Origin of the sequence: Actinomadura citrea (assembly GCF_013409045.1) — a bacterium.
Lineage (GTDB): Bacteria > Actinomycetota > Actinomycetes > Streptosporangiales > Streptosporangiaceae > Spirillospora > Spirillospora citrea.
Genome location: NZ_JACCBT010000001.1, coordinates 3,922,767 through 3,936,877 on the forward strand (window position 1 = coordinate 3,922,767; position 14,111 = coordinate 3,936,877).

The window sequence follows — 14,111 nt, forward strand, 5'->3', positions numbered from 1 at the left end:
TATCGGTCTCATCGGGCCCCGCCATGTCCCATAATCGAGCGATGGAGTCGTCCACCCGAATTCTCATTCTCGGCATGGATTCGTCGGGGAGAATTCTTCAGTTCGACCGCAACGCCGCGGCGGTTCTGTGCCCGAATGCGGACGGCCTGCTGGGCGCCCGGCTGGACGAGGTGATCCCCGGCGCGCACAGGCCGCTGATGGATGCGCTGAGGGCCGGGCGGGAGCGCACCGCCATGCTCGCCGTGGAGACTCCCGTCGGCGGTCTGCTCGACGCGGTCGTGACCGTCCACCCGATGAGCGGCGGTGCGCCCGAGATCGCGGCGCTGGCCGTGGTGAAGGTGCCCGTGCCGCTCGCGGACCGGTTCGTCGACCCGGCCGTCATCCGCCGCGCCCTGCTGGACGACGCGCTCCCGCGGATCGGTTCCACGCTCGACCTGGAATTGCTGGCGCGCGGACTGATGGACGTGCTCGTCCCGCACTTCTGCAATTCCGGCGCGCTGATGCTGCTGGAGAGCCACATCGACGCCGACGAGGGGCCGCAGGGCCCCGACGGCCCGCAGCTGCGCCGGATGGCGATCGGCTTCGACGACCGTGACCCGGCCTGGGACGCGACGTTCCCGACCGGGGAGTCCCTGGTCTACCCGGAGGGGACCCCGCACGCGCTGTGCCTGGCGTCCGGCGAGCCGGTGCTGCGGGCGCTCGGCGGAGAGGGCGCGGCGAGGCTCGCCTCCTCGTGGCGCCGCCCGCCGGTCGCCGAACTGCTCAAGGGCGCGTCGATACTGCTGCTGCCGATCACCTCGGCGGTCGGCGTCCTCGGCTTCTTCGTCTGCACGCGCAATGTCGCGCACCGCCCCTTCGACGCCTACGACGTCGAGATCGGGATGGAGTTCGCCAGCCGGGCGGCCATCTTCGTCGAGAGCGCCCGGCAGTACTCGCGGGAGCGGGCGACCGCGCTGACCCTGCAGCGCAGCCTCCTGCCGACCGGGCTGTCGGCGCCGTCGCCGGTGGAGGTGCACCACCGGTACCTGCCGGGCAGCCGGCTCATCGAGGTCGGCGGCGACTGGTACGAGTCGATCGCGCTGCCGGGGGCGCGGGTCGCGCTGGTCGTCGGGGACGTGGCCGGGCACGGCGTGAAGGCGGCCGTCACCATGGGGCGGCTCCGCACCGCCATCCACACCCTCGCCGGGCTGGAGCTGCCGCCCGCGGAGGCGCTGGAGCGGCTCGACTCCCTGATGCGGACGCTCGGCGAGCGCGAACCCCACTTCGCCACCTGCGCGTACGTCGTGTACGACGCGGTCAGCGGCCGGTGCGAGGTGGCCAGCGCCGGGCACCTGCCGCCGCTGCTGGTCCCGCCCGGCACGGCCTCGGAGTACCTGCCGGTGCCGCCCGCGCCGCCGCTCGGCGTCGGCGGCCAGGGCCCCATCGTCAGCCGCGAGTTCACCGTCGAGGACGGGACGCTGCTGTTCCTGTACACCGACGGCCTGGTGGAGAACCGGGCCCGCGACATCGACGACGGACTGGCCCGGCTGCGCGCCACCTTCGGGCCCGGCGCCGCCGCCCGCCCCCTTGAGGACCTGTGCCAGGCGGCCCTCGACGGCGTCTACGACGACCAGCACCGCGACGACATCGCCATGCTCGTGGCGCGGCTGGCGCGGATCCCGGCCGACCGGCACGCCTCCTGGGAGCTGCCCGCCGAGCCGGCCGCCGTGCGCCGGGCGCGCGGCCTCATCCGCGACCAGCTCGCCCGCTGGGGCCTGGAGGACATGGCCTACACCACCACCCTGCTGGCCTCCGAGCTCGTCACCAACGCCATCCGGCACGCGGGCGGCCGCATCGTGTTGCGGCTGGTGCGGGAGGGCGGGCTGGTCTGCGAGGTGTTCGACTCCTCCGACGGGCGCCCCCGGATCCGCCACCACGACGACGAGGACGAGGCGAGCGAGTCGGGCCGGGGCCTCCACGTCGTGGGGCGGCTGGCGCAGCGTTGGGGCGTGCGCCGCACCAAGAACGGCAAGGTGGTGTGGTGCGAGCAGCCGCTTCCCTGAAGGGCGGCTAGCGCAGCACCGAGATGTGGACGTGGTCGTAGTGGTTCTGGGTGATGCTTCCCCGGTCCTCCATCGGCCGCCATCCGCCGCCGCGCACGTTCCAGATGTGCTGCTTCCAGATGACGTAGGAGATCCCGAGCCGCCGCGCGTTCGCGACGGCGTACCGGGCGACCTCGTCGCCGTGCCGCTGGGCGCCTGGGCTCGGCGTCCGGCCGCCGGTGCTCTCCATGAAGTCGCAGGCGCGGCCGTCGCCGTGGTCCTGCGGGTCGCCGGTGGAGCGGTGGCAGCCGATCACGGGGAAGGGGCCGAACATCCCGGCGATCTCCAGCAGGGCGGTCCGCATCGTGGGCGTCATCGCGTTGCCGGTGATGGGGGAGCGGTCGCCGGACGCCCCGTCCGGCCGCCCGGTCACCCGCGGGACGCTCCTGCGCGGCGTGCCGCCAGTGCGCTTCGGCGCCGCCAGCGCCGCCACCTTCGTGCCGCGCGGGAGAATCCCCTTCAGGTGTTTCACCAGCGCCGCGGTGTCGGCCTTCGGGGCGCTGATGACGAGGCCGTTCCCGTCCGGCAGCCCCAGCGTGCGGGCCTGCGCGCGGGACACGACGGCGTCGACGTCGCCGATGCCCATCGAGGCGTAGGCGCCGACGCGGACCCGCGCCGGATTCGCGCTGCGGCCCGCCGGGACCACCGCTCCGAGCGGCAGCGCCCCGTCGCGGCCCTGCTCGAACGACACCGCGAGGCCGCCGGACGCGACCGTCTGCCACAGCTGGTCGGAACCGGCGGTGGGCTCGGGCGCGAACGCGCGGAACCCCGAGGGGTCCACCCCGAGCAGGCCCATGCGGCGGCCGCCGACCCTGGCCCGCGCGGCGTCCACGACCGTGACCCCGGCGACGCCCTTGAGCCGCTTCGCCCGCTCGACGGCCCGGGGCGGCAGCGAGGACGTCCCCGCGACCAGCAGGTGCGGGGTGTAGCGGCGGGTCAGCGGCGCGACGGTCGGCGTCCGCGGCGCCTCGGCGACCGAAACGAGGTTCCCCGCCCGGCGGGGCCCGCCGCCCTTCCGGTCCCGCGCGAGCACGGTGACGTCGGCCGCGAGGGTGAGGACGATCCCGGCCGCGATGACCGCGGAGAGTGCCCTGCCACTGCGTCGCATCCGTGCCCGCCCCCGTCTCCGTCGCCGGTCAGTCCCACCAGAACGACCAGTTGGTCTTGCCGCGGATCTCCTCGGCGTACCCGGCGAGGGTGCCGGGCCCCTGGAAAAGGATGTCGGGGCAGAACGCCCAGTGCTCGGCCGCGACGTGCACGGCGTGCCGGGTGCTCACGGGCGGCGCGGCGACGCTGAGCTCCAGGGTGTTGAAGCCGAGCGCGACTACGCGGGCGCCGAAGCGGTCCTCCCAGCTGCGCAGGACGGCCGCGAGCGGCGCCGTCCACTCGTTGTGGTTCAGCGCGCCCTGCCAGCCGACGGCGGCGAGGGCGTCTGCGCCGCGGTCCACCGCGACCAGGCCGAGCGACAGGCCGCGGGCGGCCAGGGCGCGGGCGTGCCGGTCGGCCGTGGCATCGGGGTCGTCGAGCGGGACGCCGGCGGGCGCGGGTCCGGGGCAGTGCCGCCCGTACGGGGCGAGGTCGTCGTGGTCGTCGTCGGCGGCCTGCTCGGCCCAGTCCGCCCACACCTCGTACATGAACGCGTGGGGGTGGTAGTTGCCGATCTCGGCGACCGGTTCGGGGGCGATCTGGCCCGCCGCCCACGGCTGGTCGGACTCGTCCATGAGCAGCGGCCACAGCCCCGACCTGGCGTGCTCGGCGCGGAACCGGGCCCACAGCTCGCCGCCGGCGGGCTCGTCGCTCAGCCAGAACGCGGGCCGCAGGAGGAGCTGCCGTTGCGGGTACCCGGGGTCCGGCCAGACCAGATCCCCGTCGGGCAGCGGAACCGACAGCGTCCGGCCGGGCGCGCCGTCCCCGGCGCCGCCGTCGAACAGCTGCGGCAGGTCGCCCGGCAGGTGCCGGACCTCCACATCATCCATTTCACGCCGTTCCGGTACAGAGCATGCCAGTGGCGATCGTAACGGCGGTAGGGGCCGTCCGGGGGACGAGCCTTGCGGTTCGCTCGTCCGGCCGGGCGGCCCCGCCGGGCTCAGGGCTCGCGGCGGCCGCGGAGCAGCAGGTCGATCAGGACGGCGGCGGCGGCGAGGCCGGTGACGGCGCTGACGGCGATCTGGATCCAGCCGTCCCCGAGGACCGCGTTCGACAGGACGTTCACGCCGATGAGGATGCAGACCAGGGTCCAGCGGGTGGAGTTGCTCATGGAGGTGCCTTTCAGGAGAGGGAGGGAGGGGTGCGCCGGCGCAGCACGGCGCGCGCCGGGAGGAGGATCGCGGCGGCGCCGGATCCGGCCACGCCGAGGAGGATCACCGCGCACGCCAGAGGCGGGACGGAGGGCAGGGGGAGGCCGGTCACGCGGGCCGCGAACGCCGTCAGGGTCACCGCCGCGATGAGGGCGCCGACCGCGATGCCGGTGCCGAGCACGATCGCGGCCTCAAGGCGCAGCATCCGCAGGACCTGCCGGCGGGTGGCGCCCACCAGCCGCAGCAGCGCGAACTCGCGGCGGCGCGCCGCCGTCGCCACCGCCAGCGTCGTGACGAGGCCGATGAGGATGAATCCCGTGATCGCGGCGACCACCAGCAGGCTGACGAACCCCTGGAGCCTGATCTCCTGCGAGAGCCCCGCCTCGAAGGCGTCCGGGGTGACCACCCTGGCCCCGGTGTAGGCGGCGGTGACCGCGCTCAGGTCCGCCCGTCCGCGGACGAGTACGCGGTCGTCGAGCGGCGAGGCGGAGTGCGCGGCCACTAGGTCGTGGGGGAGCAGCACGTCGCCGAAGCCGAGGCCGCGGTCGTAGACGGCCACGACGCGCGCCCGGATCCGCGTCCCGTCCGCGAGCCACAGCGGCGCCGTCGAGCCGACGTGCAGGCCGCCGGCGACGTCCCGGCTGAGCGCGACGGCGTCGCCGCGCAGATCGCCGAGCCGGCCGGACGACACTCCCGGGTCCATCGTGGCGGAGGCGTCCGAGCCGATGCCGCTGCCGTTCAGCGAGCGCAGGTTCTTCTCGCCCAGTTCCTTGACCGCCATGACGACGCCGGTGCGCTTGACCGGCGTCGCGGCCGTCACGCCGGGGACGCGGCGTACCGATCCGGCGGCGCCGCGCGGGAGCCCGGGGCCCGCCGCCACGACGATCCGGTCGGCGCGGTTCCCCTCCTCCGCCTGCGTCCGCGCGGCGTGGGCGACGGTGGACTGCGCGAAGAGCTGGACGCCCGCGAACGCGACGGCCAGGGCGACCGGAGTGATCAGTGACCCGGCGCGCAGGGCGGCGGTGCCGGCGGCGTGCTGGGCCATCCGCCCGGCCACCGGCGAGGCGGCCCGGGCGGCGCGGCCCAGCACCCGGTTCCCGGCCCGCGCCACCAGCGGCCCGAGGAAGGCCGTGGCGACGATCAGCGAGATGACCAGGCCGCCGATCGAGGCGTTCGCGGCGGCGCCCGTGGCGCCCGCCGAGAACCCGAGCGCGTTCAGCCCGGCGAGGAGGAAGACGGCGCCGGTGACGACGCGCCAGCGGGGCAGGCGCGGGTTCTCGGCGGCGGCCTCGCCGAGCGCCTCCACGGGCCGGATCCGCGACGGCCGCAGGGAGGCGAGGAACGCGGTCGCGGTGGCGGCGAGCAGCGTGGTCGCGACCGCCGCGAGGACGGGCAGCGGACCGAGCGCCAGCCCGAAGCCGTCCGGCAGGACGCCCTTGCGGACCATCGCGGCGTGCAGTGCGGCGCCCGCCCCGAGGGACAGGGCGCCACCGGCCAGCGCGCCCGGCGCCCCGACCCGCAGCGTCTCGCGCAGGAGGCGTCCCCGCACCTGCCCCGGCGTCGCGCCGACCGCCCGCAGCAGCGCGAACTCGCGTGCCCGCTCCCGCACCGACAGCACGATCAGGCCGCCGACGACCACGAGCGCCGTCATCACCGCGACCCCGCCGAGCGAGGCGGACAGCTCCACGATGTCGGGACGCGCGGCGGCGACGGCCGGATCCTCGGCGTCACCGCGCTCCGTGCCGAAGGAGACGGCGAGCCCGGGAACGGCCCTGCGGAGGGCGTCCTCGTCGGGGTCGCCGAGCACCGCGAGAGCGTCGGCGAGGCCCGGGCGCCCGTCGAGGGCCGCGGCCGTCGCCGCGGTGAAGAACGCCGCGGCGGGGCCCTCGGAGACGAGCCCGGACACCCGGTAGCGGCGGGGCGGCCCGTCGACCTGGATGCGGACCACCGCCCCGGGCGCCATGCCAGACGACCGGCTCAGCACGACCTCGTCCGGCGCCAGCGGAGCGCGGCCCGCGTTCAACCGGTAGGGCCGGAGCGCCGCCGACTCCCAGCCGTGCCCCGTCACCGGCCGCCCCGAGGAGAGCACGGCGGGGAAGGACACGTCCGCGACCACGTCCCGCACGCCCGGAACGCCCCGCAGTCCCGCCGCGGCCGCGACCGGGACGGGGCCCGGCTCGGTCAGCGGCCGGCTCTGCTCCTCCGGCTCGTCCGCGAACCTCCCCATCTGGTCCGTGACGTTCCGCGGGCCGGTGACGACCGCGGCCGCGGCGCCGAACCTGTCGACCGGCGCGTGCGCCCGCAGCGCCGACTCCAGCAGCACCCCGCACGCCCCCACGAGCGTCGCCGCGAACGCCAGCGCGACGAAGATCCCGGCGAACGCCCCTCTTCCCCTCACAGCGTCTCCCAGCGGGACAGGACGGCGGACGCGGTCGGGGAGGCCAGCTCGTCGACGATGCGGCCGCGGCTGAGGAACAGCACCGAGTCGGCCCACACGGCGGCCATCGGGTCGTGGGTGACCAGGACGACCGTCTGGCCGGTCAGGTCGACCGCCTCGCGCAGCATCCGCAGGACGTCGCGGGCCGTGCGCGGGTCGAGGGCGCCGGTCGGCTCGTCGGCGAAGACGACCTCGGGGCGGGTGATCAGCGCACGGGCGAGCGCGGCGCGCTGCTGCTGCCCGCCGGACAGCTCGGACGGGCGGTGCCGCAGCCGGTCCGCGAGGCCCACCCGCCGGACGATCTCCTCCAGCCGGGCGGGGTCGGGCTCGGCGCCGCCCAGCCGCAGCGGGAGCGTGATGTTCTGCTCGACGTCCATGGACGGGATCAGGTTGAACGCCTGGAACACGAACCCGATCCGCTCCCGGCGCAGCCGCGTCCGTTTCGCCTCGCTGAGCCCGCCGATGTCCACGCCGCCGATCCGGACCGTGCCGCCGCTCGTGCGGTCGAGTCCGGACGCGCAGTGCAGGAACGTGCTCTTGCCCGACCCGGACGGCCCCATCACCGCGGTGAACCCGCCGCGGCGGAACGTCCAGGTGACGCCGTCCAGGGCCCGCACGGCCCCGTAGGTCTTGGTGACCGCGTCCAGGCCCACCGCCTCCGCGGTCGCCTCGGCCGTCATCGTGGTCATGGTTCCCCTCCGTGGGATGCCGCCTCTCACCTGGACGAACCTAGGTTCCGCGGGGGTGCGGGCACATGGGCGCGCACTCCCGAAACGGTGGTGTAGCGGGCTACACCACCGGCCTGGGGGCACGCCCGGGTGCGCGGGTCGCCGGCGTCGCTTACGGTGTGCTGCGAGGTGAGATGAACAGAGCCCTGAGACGCAGCGCGGAGGCGACCGGCGAGCTGGTCGGCGCCCTGCGCACGGGCCTGCCCGCGATGGCCGGGCTCGCCCCGCTCGTGGCGGCGCTGGCCCTGTCGTTGCTCGTGCTGCCGTGGCTGCCGGCGGCCGTGAAGCCCCTGCGGGCGCTCGCGAACGCCGAGCGGCGACGGGCCGGACGCGTCCTCGGCCGCGAGATCCCCGAGCCGTATCGGCCGTCCTCGGGCGAGGGGCTCGGTGAGGCGCGCCGCCTGCTGCGGTCGCCCTCCACCTGGCGGGACGCGGCCTGGATGGCGGCGCACGGGCTCACCGCCCTGGCGGCGGCCGCGATCGCGGTCTCGGTGTGGCCCGCCATCCCGTTCACGCTGTCGCTGCCGCTGTGGTGGTGGGCGGCGCCCGAGGGCTCCCAGGCGGCGTTCATCACCCTGGACAGCTGGCCGAAGGCACTGACGATGCCGTTCCTGCAGGGGGCCTTCGACCTGGCCATCCTGCTGTGGCTGGTGCCGAGGCTCCGGCGGTGGCAGGCCGGGCTCGCCGAGGTCCTGCTGTCGCCCACCCGGCGCACCAGTCTCGCCGAGCGGGTCGAGGAGCTGACCGAGACCCGCGCCGAGGCCCTGGAGGCGCACGGCGCCGAGCTGCGCCGCATCGAGCGCGACCTGCACGACGGGACGCAGGCACAGCTCGTCGCCGCCGCCCTGCGGCTCGGCCTCGCCGACCGCCGCTTCGACGCCGAGCCGGACGCGGCCCGGACGCTGTTCCTGGAGGCCAGGGAGGGCGTCGAGGAGGCCCTTGCGCAGCTGCGGACGGTGATCCGCGGCATCTACCCGCCGATCCTGTCCGACCGCGGGCTGGCCGGGGCGCTGCGGGCCCTCGCCGCCGGGCAGCCGATCCCCGTCGAGCTGCACGTCGAGGACGCCAGGGCGCCCGCCGCCGTCGAGGCCGCCGCCTACTTCGTCGTGGCCGAGGCCCTCACCAACATCGCCAGGCACAGCGGCGCCCGGCACGGGTGGGTCGCCCTCCGCCGCGAACCCGCCCGCCTCACGATCACCGTGCGGGATGATGGCAAGGGCGGGGCCGACCCGGACCGGGGCAGCGGCCTGGCGGGCATCCGCCGCCGGGTGGCGGCGCTCGACGGGGCGACCCGCCTGGACAGCCCCGACGGGGAAGGGACGACGCTTCAGGTGGAGCTGCCGTGCGGATCGTGATCGCGGAGGACAGCGTCCTGCTGCGCGAGGGCCTCGCCATGCTGCTGGACGCGGGCGGCCACAAGGTGGTCGCCGCCGCCGGCAGCGGCCCGGACGTGCTGCCCGCCCTGCTGGAGCATCGCCCGGACGCCGCCGTCCTCGACGTGCGGCTGCCGCCGGGGTTCCGCGACGAGGGGCTCCGCGCGGCGATCGAGGCGCGCAGGCGGCTACCGGGACTGCCGGTGCTGGTCCTCTCGCAGTACGTCGAACAGACCTACGCCGCCGAGCTGCTGGCCGGCGGCGCCGGGGGCGTCGGCTACCTGCTCAAGGACCGGGTCGGCCGCGTCGACGAGTTCCTCGACGCCCTGGACCGCGTCGCCGCCGGGGGCACCGCCCTGGACCCCGAGGTCGTGTCCCAGCTGATGACGTCCCGGCACGACCCGCTCCAGCAGCTCACGCCCCGCGAGCGGGAGGTTCTCGGACTGATGGCGCAGGGCCTCGACAACGCCACGATCGCCGCGACCCTCGTCATCACCGAGCGGTCGGTGAGCAAGCACATCGGCGCCGTGTTCGCCAAGCTCGGCCTCCCGCCCACCGACAGCGGGCACCGCCGCGTGCTCGCCGTCCTGGCCTACCTGAACTCGTGAGGGTCCGCCGGGCCGCCCGCGCCCTCCTGCTGGACGGAGACGCGCTCGTCCTGCTGCGCCGCACCGTGCCCGGCCGGGCCGTCTACTGGACGACCCCGGGCGGCAAGATCGAGCCCACCGACGCCTCCCGCGAGGCCGCGCTGCGCCGGGAGCTGGACGAGGAGCTCGGCGCGACCGTCGGGCCCGTCCGGCAGGTCTTCGCGTGCGCCGAGCAGGGCCCCGAGCTGCACCGCATCAACACCTTCTACGTCTGCCGCCTGGTGGCGATGGACCTCTCGCGCCGGCACGGTCCCGAGTTCGACGACCCCGCGAAGGGGCGTTACGACGTGGACCTCGTCCCGTGCACGCCCGCCGGCCTGGAGCCCCTGGACCTCGTCCCCGAGATGCTCTCCACCTACCTGCGCGACCACGCCGGCGACCTCCCCGGGCTCGTTCCCTAGCGGGGCCGCGCGGCCAGCGCGATCAGGTCGGCCAGCTCCGGGAGGGGGAACGGCGCGTCGTGCAGGCGGCTCGTCGCGATCCGCAGGTGCGGGCCGGACGGGACGATCTGGTAGCGGCTGCCGGGCGCGGCGGCGACGCCGTGCGCGGCCAGCGTGACCAGGGCGCCCGACTCGTCGGCGACCGGAACCCACAGCATCAGGCCGTCGCGGTTGCCCGTCGGCACGCCCCGCTCGGCGAGCGCGGCGGCCAGCCCGTCACGGCGCTCTGCGTAGGCCAGGCGTGCCCGTGCCACGAGGTCGCCGGTCGCGGGGTCCGTCAGCAGGTGCGCCAGGGCGTCCTGCAGGACGCGGCTCGTCCAGCCGGTGCCGAAGCTGCGCAGGACCCGGACCCTCTCCACCGGCTCGGCCGCACCGCCGATCACCGCGATGCGCAGATCGGGGCCGTGCGACTTGGAGTAGGAGCGCACCAGGACGGTGCGGTCCGGCAGATGGGTCCCGACGCTGACGGCCGGTGAGGCGGACACCTCGCCGGTGCCGTCGTCCTCGATCACGAGCGTGCCGACCGGCGCGAGGAGCGCGGCGAGCGCGGCGGCGCGCGCGGGGGTGAGCGCGTGCCCGCGTGGCGTGTGGGCGCGCGGCTGGTACACGAACGCGGCCGGCCCGGCCGCGAGGGCCTCGGCGAGGGAGTCCGGCTCCGGGCCCTCGGCGTCGCACGACACCGGGACGATCTCCGCGCCCTGCGCCTCCAGGATGTCCAGCAGCCGGGCACCGGTCGGATCCTCCACGGCGATGCGGTCGCCGGGGACGGCGACGGTCTGGCAGACGAGCTGGACGCCCTCGTAGCCGCCGCCCGTGGTGAGCATGCCGGCGGCGGGGAACGGCCAGCCCGGCTCGACGGCGGCGCGCAGGGCGGGCGTGATCGTCTCGCGGGTGTAGCCGTTCAGTTGCGGGGTCCGCGCGCCGGCCGCGAGCGCCGCGCCCAGGGGCGGCAGCAGCGCCGGGTCGGGCGCCGCGACGGCGAGGTCGACGGCGAGCCGGGTGCCGAACTCCCCGATCCGCTCGTACCGCGCCGGATGCGGGACGTTCGGCGGGCCGATCACCACGGTGCCGCGCCGGCGCTGGGCGCTGACGACGCGGTGCCGGCGCAGCGTCGTCCAGGCGTCGGCGACGGTGCCGGGGCTCACCCCGAGCTCAGCCGCGAGGCCCCGGACGGTCGGCAGCCGGGTGCCCGCGGGAATCTCCCCGCTGCGGATCAGGCTCGTCATCGCGGCGGCGATGCCCCGGGCCGTGCGGTCGCCGATGTGCTCGGCCAGCCACGCCGCGTCGATCACGCTACCTCCGGACGAGTTATGTGCAGTAACAAAACGCCCATTGTACTGGCTACAAACAGACCCTAAAGTCGGGTCCCATCGCGCCCGGTATGCGGGCAAACCCCCTTCTACATGCGGAAATGGAGTGCTGTGCCGATTCCACGGATTCGTCTGGCGGTGCGGGACTGGGACCATCTCGTCCCGCTGCTGACCGGCCGGGCCGGCGCCCGCGGGGCGGCCCTGGAGGTCGAGACCCGGGACACCACCCCCGACGTCCTCGCAGAGCCGGACCTGGACGGCGGCGAGACGTCCTTCAGCCGCTACGCCCTCGCGCGGGCGGGCGGCGACGACCGGCTCGTGGGCCTGCCGGTGTTCCTGATGCGCGGCTTCCGGCACCGCTGCGTGCTCGTCCGCTGGAGCGGCGGCCCCTCCTCGCCGCGGGACCTGGCGGGCGCCACGATCGGGCTCACCGGCTGGCCCGACTCCGGCAACACCTGGACGCGGGCGCTGCTGCGGGCCGAGGGAGTCGACCTGTCCGGCATCCAGTGGCGCGTCGGGTCCCTCGCGGCCGGCGAGACCGGCAAGGACCGCGTCGGCCCCCGCCCGCTGCCCGGCAACGTGCGGGTCACGGGCACGCCCCTCATCGAAGGGCTCGCCGACGGGAGCCTCGACGCGGTCTTCACCCCGTTCATGCCGCCGGAGATGTTCACCGCCCGCGGCCGCTTCCGCCACCTCTACGGCGACTACCGCGCCGCCGAGACCGCCTACTACGCCCGGACCGGGTTCGTCCCGGGCATCCACCTCCTCGCCCTCAAGCGCGAGGTCGTGGACGCCCATCCCTGGCTCCCCGAGGTCGTCCAGGACGCCTTCGAGGCGTCCAAGCGCCTCTGGCTGGAGCGCCGCCGGCTGCTCGCCGACACCACGCCCTGGCTGCTGGACGAGCTGGAGGCGCAGGCGCGGATCTTCGGACCCGACTGGATGCCCTACGGGACCGGGGCCAACGCCGCCATGACCGCCGCGTTCTGCGCGGAGCTGTACGAGCAGGGCATCGCGCCCCGCCCGATCAAGGCCGAGGAGCTCTTCGGATGAGGATCGCCGTGGGCCAGTTCGCCTCCACCGAGGACTGGCAGACCAACCTCAAGACCTGCATGACGCTGATCGACGAGGCCGTCGGGGGCGGCGCCGGCCTGCTGGTGCTGCCCGAGGACTCCCTCGCGCTGTTCATCGACGAGCCCGACCGGATCGCCGGGGCGGCGCAGCCGCTGGACGGCCCCTTCGTCACCGGCCTGCGCGCCCACAGCAGGGGCTCGCGCACCACGGTCGTCGCGGGCGTCCACGAGCCGGCGGGCGACGGCAGGGTCCACAACACCCTCGTCGCCGTCCGCGACGGCGAGCTCGTCGCCGCCTACCGCAAGGTCCATCTCTACGACGCGTTCGGCGCCAGGGAGTCCGACCGGGTGACGCCCGGCGACGGCGAGCCCGTGGTCGTCGACTGCGACGGCTGGCGGGTCGGGCTCATGACCTGCTACGACGTAAGATTCCCCGAAATGGCCAGGCTGCTGGTCGACGCGGGCGCCGACGTGCTCGCGGTGCCGGCCGCCTGGGTGCGCGGTCCCGCGAAGGAGCGGCACTGGGAGGTCATGGTGACCGCCCGCGCGCTGGAGAACACCTGCTACGTCGCGGCGTCGGGGGAGTGCGGCCGCCGCAACATCGGATCGAGCATGGTCGTCGACCCGCTCGGCACCGTCCGCGACCGGCTGGGCGGCCGGCCCGGCCTCCTGTGGGCCATCGCCGACCGCGACGAACTGGCCGAGGCCCGCCGCGCGCTGCCCGTGCTCGCCAACCGCCGGTTCCGCGTCGACCCGTCCATCCGCCCTCTGAAGGAGACCGCATGAGACGCGCCATCGCCGCCCTGTCGGCGGCGGCCCTGCTCGCGGGGACCGCCGCGTGCGGGGCGAATCCGCCCGAGGCCGAGGGGATCCTCAACGGCAAGTCCTCGCAGGGCGTCGGCGCCGCCGACCTCCGCCAGACGCTCGACCACGGGCTGCACGACCGGCTGCCCGCCAAGAACAAGGCGTCCGGCAAGCTGATCTCGGTCAACAACGGCTCGTTCCCGCCCTACGAGATCGCGGGCTCGGACGGGCGGTCGCTGAGCGGCGCGTCCGCCGACCTGTCCACCGCGCTCAGCCAGCTGCTCGGCGTCAAGATCGAGCACGTCACCGTGGACGGGCTGCCCAGCCTGCTCACCGGCATCAAGGCCGACCGGTACGACTTCGCGATGGGACCGGTCGGCGACTTCCCCGAGCGCGAGGCCGCCAACGACTTCGTCGACTGGGTCCGCGAGTTCGTCGTCTTCGCCGTCCCCAAGGGCAACCCCAAGCACATCGGCTCCATCGCCGACACGTGCGGGACGAAGATCTCGGTGATGGCGGGCGGCTCCGCCGAGGACGTCGCCAAGACCCAGTCGGCCGCGTGCGTCCAGCAGGGCAAGCCCGCCGTGCAGGTGCAGTCGTACAAGGACCAGCCGACCGCGATCCTCGCCGTCCGGTCCCACCGGGCCGACGGCTTCTTCTCCTCGCAGGCGCCGCTCAGCTACTTCGTGAAGCAGTCGGGCGACGACCTGGAGCTCGCCGGGACGGGCAAGCCCAACGGGTTCGACGACCTCTACCAGGGCTCGGTCGTCGCCAAGGGCTCACCGCTGCGGGACGTCCTGCTCGAAGGGTTCCGGAAGCTGATCGAGAACGGCACGTACAAGAAGGTCATGACCAAGTGGGACCTGACCGACAACATGCTCGACAAGCCGGGCGTGAACCTGGCGCCCAGGAAGGGGTGAGGCG

Annotated in this window: 13 protein-coding genes; 7 read left to right on the forward strand and 6 right to left on the reverse strand. The window is 75.2% G+C overall.

Annotated elements, in window-relative coordinates; translation table 11 throughout:
- The first annotated feature begins 74 nt into the window (after positions 1–74).
- Positions 75–2,042, forward strand: coding sequence for an ATP-binding SpoIIE family protein phosphatase (locus tag BJ999_RS18470; RefSeq protein ID WP_179834446.1), 1,968 nt, complete (start codon positions 75–77; stop codon positions 2,040–2,042).
- A gap of 7 nt (positions 2,043–2,049) precedes the next feature.
- Here BJ999_RS18470 and BJ999_RS18475 read toward each other — a convergent pair whose 3' ends face one another.
- From BJ999_RS18475 to BJ999_RS18495, 5 genes are all read right to left on the reverse strand, one after another.
- Positions 2,050–3,189, reverse strand: a complete 1,140-nt coding sequence (locus BJ999_RS18475; RefSeq protein WP_179834447.1) for a VldE C-terminal domain-containing protein — start codon at positions 3,187–3,189, stop codon at positions 2,050–2,052.
- A 28-nt stretch (positions 3,190–3,217) separates the two neighbouring features.
- Positions 3,218–4,057, reverse strand: coding sequence for a DUF4253 domain-containing protein (locus BJ999_RS18480; RefSeq protein ID WP_179834448.1), 840 nt, complete (start codon positions 4,055–4,057; stop codon positions 3,218–3,220).
- Positions 4,058–4,167: 110 nt separating this feature from the next.
- The gene (locus BJ999_RS18485; RefSeq protein ID WP_179834449.1) at positions 4,168–4,338 is read right to left on the reverse strand and encodes a hypothetical protein; all 171 of its coding nucleotides are present in this window, start codon (positions 4,336–4,338) and stop codon (positions 4,168–4,170) included.
- A gap of 11 nt (positions 4,339–4,349) precedes the next feature.
- Positions 4,350–6,776 carry an ABC transporter permease gene (locus tag BJ999_RS18490; protein ID WP_179834450.1) on the reverse strand — a complete coding sequence of 809 codons (2,427 nt, stop codon included), beginning with the start codon at positions 6,774–6,776 and terminating at the stop codon, positions 4,350–4,352.
- Positions 6,773–7,504, reverse strand: coding sequence for an ABC transporter ATP-binding protein (locus tag BJ999_RS18495; protein ID WP_218935122.1), 732 nt, complete (start codon positions 7,502–7,504; stop codon positions 6,773–6,775). Before BJ999_RS18495 ends, BJ999_RS18490 begins: the two co-directional genes overlap by 4 nt.
- Positions 7,505–7,677: 173 nt before the next feature.
- On the opposite strand from BJ999_RS18495, the gene BJ999_RS18500 reads away from it, so the two are divergent.
- From BJ999_RS18500 to BJ999_RS18510, 3 genes are read left to right on the forward strand one after another with little or no spacing between them, the layout of a single operon-like run.
- Entirely contained in the window at positions 7,678–8,898 is a 1,221-nt protein-coding gene (locus BJ999_RS18500; protein ID WP_179834451.1) for a sensor histidine kinase, read from the forward strand.
- Positions 8,886–9,524 carry a response regulator transcription factor gene (locus tag BJ999_RS18505; RefSeq protein WP_179834452.1) on the forward strand — a complete coding sequence of 213 codons (639 nt, stop codon included), beginning with the start codon at positions 8,886–8,888 and terminating at the stop codon, positions 9,522–9,524. The genes BJ999_RS18500 and BJ999_RS18505 overlap by 13 nt, the downstream gene beginning before the upstream one ends.
- On the forward strand, positions 9,521–9,964 hold the full coding sequence (locus tag BJ999_RS18510) for an NUDIX domain-containing protein (protein WP_179834453.1): 444 nt from the start codon (positions 9,521–9,523) through the stop codon (positions 9,962–9,964). The genes BJ999_RS18505 and BJ999_RS18510 overlap by 4 nt, the downstream gene beginning before the upstream one ends.
- Here BJ999_RS18510 and BJ999_RS18515 read toward each other — a convergent pair.
- Positions 9,961–11,295 (reverse strand): aminotransferase class I/II-fold pyridoxal phosphate-dependent enzyme, encoded by a 1,335-nt coding sequence (locus BJ999_RS18515; protein WP_218935123.1) that lies wholly within the window; start codon positions 11,293–11,295, stop codon positions 9,961–9,963. The genes BJ999_RS18510 and BJ999_RS18515 overlap by 4 nt on opposite strands.
- A gap of 129 nt (positions 11,296–11,424) precedes the next feature.
- On the opposite strand from BJ999_RS18515, the gene BJ999_RS18520 reads away from it, so the two are divergent.
- Genes BJ999_RS18520 through BJ999_RS18530 form a run of 3 tightly spaced genes read left to right on the forward strand, consistent with a single transcriptional unit; the run spans position 11,425 to position 14,107 of the window.
- Positions 11,425–12,363, forward strand: coding sequence for a periplasmic binding family protein (locus tag BJ999_RS18520; RefSeq protein WP_179834455.1), 939 nt, complete (start codon positions 11,425–11,427; stop codon positions 12,361–12,363).
- Positions 12,360–13,169, forward strand: a complete 810-nt coding sequence (locus tag BJ999_RS18525) for a deaminated glutathione amidase (RefSeq protein ID WP_179834456.1) — start codon at positions 12,360–12,362, stop codon at positions 13,167–13,169. The genes BJ999_RS18520 and BJ999_RS18525 overlap by 4 nt, the downstream gene beginning before the upstream one ends.
- Positions 13,166–14,107 carry an ABC transporter substrate-binding protein gene (locus BJ999_RS18530; RefSeq protein WP_179834457.1) on the forward strand — a complete coding sequence of 314 codons (942 nt, stop codon included), beginning with the start codon at positions 13,166–13,168 and terminating at the stop codon, positions 14,105–14,107. Before BJ999_RS18525 ends, BJ999_RS18530 begins: the two co-directional genes overlap by 4 nt.
- The last annotated feature ends 4 nt before the right edge of the window (positions 14,108–14,111 follow it).

Coding starts and splice junctions, on each gene's coding strand:
- BJ999_RS18480 (WP_179834448.1), bottom strand. CDS start 4,057: ATGGATGATGTGGAGGTCCGGCACCTGCCGGGCGACCTGCCGCAGCTG.
- BJ999_RS18500 (WP_179834451.1), top strand. CDS start 7,678: ATGAACAGAGCCCTGAGACGCAGCGCGGAGGCGACCGGCGAGCTGGTC.
- BJ999_RS18485 (WP_179834449.1), bottom strand. CDS start 4,338: ATGAGCAACTCCACCCGCTGGACCCTGGTCTGCATCCTCATCGGCGTG.
- BJ999_RS18495 (WP_218935122.1), bottom strand. CDS start 7,504: ATGACCACGATGACGGCCGAGGCGACCGCGGAGGCGGTGGGCCTGGAC.
- BJ999_RS18530 (WP_179834457.1), top strand. CDS start 13,166: ATGAGACGCGCCATCGCCGCCCTGTCGGCGGCGGCCCTGCTCGCGGGG.
- BJ999_RS18525 (WP_179834456.1), top strand. CDS start 12,360: ATGAGGATCGCCGTGGGCCAGTTCGCCTCCACCGAGGACTGGCAGACC.
- BJ999_RS18475 (WP_179834447.1), bottom strand. CDS start 3,189: ATGCGACGCAGTGGCAGGGCACTCTCCGCGGTCATCGCGGCCGGGATC.
- BJ999_RS18470 (WP_179834446.1), top strand. CDS start 75: ATGGATTCGTCGGGGAGAATTCTTCAGTTCGACCGCAACGCCGCGGCG.